General features: G+C 68.8%; 2 protein-coding genes. One reads left to right on the plus strand and one right to left on the minus strand.

Features of this window, described 5'->3' with window-relative positions; genetic code table 11:
- The first annotated feature begins 252 nt into the window (after positions 1–252).
- Entirely contained in the window at positions 253–1,221 is a 969-nt protein-coding gene (locus E2651_RS42655; RefSeq protein ID WP_245239550.1) for a LacI family DNA-binding transcriptional regulator, read from the plus strand.
- A 36-nt stretch (positions 1,222–1,257) separates the two neighbouring features.
- On the opposite strand, the gene E2651_RS42660 is transcribed toward E2651_RS42655, so the two are convergent.
- On the minus strand, positions 1,258–2,271 hold the full coding sequence (locus E2651_RS42660) for an LCP family protein (RefSeq protein ID WP_245239551.1): 1,014 nt from the start codon (positions 2,269–2,271) through the stop codon (positions 1,258–1,260).
- Positions 2,272–2,347: the final 76 nt, after the last annotated feature.

Here is a 2,347-nt window from a genome sequence, read left to right on the forward strand (position 1 = left end):
TCAGAAGTCGGCATACGATTTTCATGAGCGTCTCGTGGGTTCGGAGATGTGTATAAGTGACAGATACGGCACTGCGTGGTGCGCGCCAGGCGCCAGGTGATTTAAAGCGCTTTAAGTCCTGGTACTATCGGCGTGTTCCTAGAGCGTGTCAAGGGTGTCGCGCGAGGAGATCGCTGCCGGGAGGCACACGTGGAAGACGGCGGTTCCGGGCGTCAGGGGAACGGCACGAACAGGCGTCCCCGGCTGGAGGACGTGGCTGCCCGAGTCGGCCTGTCCACGGCGTCGGTCTCCCTGGTGCTGCGCGGCGTGCCCGGTCCCAGCGAGCGCACCCGGAAGCGGGTTCTCAAGGCCGCCGCCGAGCTCGGCTATCAGGCCGACCGGACCGCCAGCATGCTGGCCAGCAGGCGGACCCGGCTGCTCGGCGTCATGATCGACATCCGCAGCCCCTTCCACGCCGAACTGGTCGAGCACCTGCACACGGCCGCCGAGGAGGTCGGCTACGACCTCGTCCTCAGCACCCGGACCCGCACCCGCGACGAGCACACCGCCGTGGACACGCTGCTGGCCTTCCGCAGCGAGGCCCTGATCCTGCTCGGCCCGTCCGCCCCCGACGACACCCTCGCCGCGCTCGACCGCAAGGCCCCCGTCATCGCGGTCGGCCGTCGGATCGCCGACGCCGACCTGGACGTCGTCCGCACCGCGGACGACGACGGGGTCGGTCAGATCGTCGACCACCTGGTGGGGCACGGCCACCGTGCGATCACGTACGTCGACGGCGGCAAGGGGGCCATCGCCACCGATCGGCGCCGTGGCTACCGCGCCGCGATGCGCCGCCACGGACTGGACGCGCACATCAAGGTCCTGCGCGGAGACTCCACAGAGGCGGCCGGTGAGCGGGCCGCCCAACGCCTCATCGAAGGCGCCGAACTGCCCACCGCTGTCGTCGCCTTCAACGACGCGTGCGCCATCGGCGTCCTGGAGGCCCTCGCCCGCGCGGGTATCGCTGTCCCGGGTGCGGTGTCCGTGGCCGGCTACGACGACGACAGTCTCTCCCGGCTGAGCTGTTTCAACCTGACCACGGTCAGTCAGAGTGCCGAGGAGCAGGCCCGCCACGCCGTGGCCGCCGCCGTCGAACGCCTTGACCAGGGCCGCACCGAGGCCCGCGAGGTTGTGCTGCCCCCGAACCTCGTCGTACGCGGCACCACCGCCGAGCCCGCCTGATCCGCTCCGGCTGAATTGACCCCGGCAGCAGGACGCTCAGCCGTTCGGCTCGGAGCTCACCGGTTGGTCGCGCTTCAACTCCTCGAAGACCTTCTTGGCCCGAGACGCGTCCCATCTGACGGTGCTGCCCTTGGAGGTGGAGAAGTCGGAGTCGGCCACCGGGACGGTGATCTGCCGGCCGTTGCTGCCGGTGACCTGCTTCAGGGCCAGGAACATCGATGTGAGGTCCCGCAGGCCGAGGTCCTTGTCCACGATCAGGGCGTCGAGCCCGGCACGGACGGCGGGGTAGAGCTTGGCCGGATTGAGCACGGTGCCGACGGCGGCAGCCTGTTCGGCGAGCGCGGACAGGAACTTCTGTTGGTTCTTGCTGCGTCCCAGGTCTCCCTGGGCCTCCTGGTGGCGCTGACGGACGAACGCGAGCGCCTGGGTGCCGTCGAGGCTCTGGCAGCCCTTCCTCAGGTCGGCGCCCGACTTCTTGTCCCTGATGTCCCTGTCGAGGCATATCTCGACGCCGTCGACCGCGTCGACGATGTCCACGAAGCCGGCGAAGCCGATCTCGGCGTAGTGGTGGATCTTCAGGCCGGTGTTGAACTCGATGGTCCGCACGAGCAGTTCGGGCCCGCCCAAGGAGAACGCCGCGTTCAACTTGTCCTGTGCCGCGCCGGGACGCTTGCCGGTCTCGGGGCGGGTGTGCGACGGAATGGTGACCCAGGAGTCGCGCGGCAGGCTCATCATCGTGGTGCCGTTGCGGCCGGTGTGCAGCAGCATCATCGAGTCGGTACGACGGCCCTCGGCCGAGCCGGTCGTGAGGTCCTCCTTGTCCTGCTCGGAGAGGCCTTCGCGGCTGTCCGAGCCGACGATGAGGTAGTTGGTCCCCTCGCCGTTCGCGGGACGGTCCTCCACCTTGCCGAGGTCGACCTCGCGTTTGAGTTCGGAGTCGGCCCACACGGCGGTGCCGACGCAGGAGACGACCAGAGCGCAGATCAGGACGAGCGCCGCCCGCATGATCCGGTGGGCCCTCGTACGTCGGATCGCGGGGCGACGGGTCATGCGGCGACGGGTGCTGGCTCTTATACACATCTGACGCTGCCGACGAATAGCCCTGTGTAGATCTCCGTGGTCGCAG

It is taken from the genome of Streptomyces sp. MZ04, from assembly GCF_004684775.1.
GTDB lineage: Bacteria > Actinomycetota > Actinomycetes > Streptomycetales > Streptomycetaceae > Streptomyces.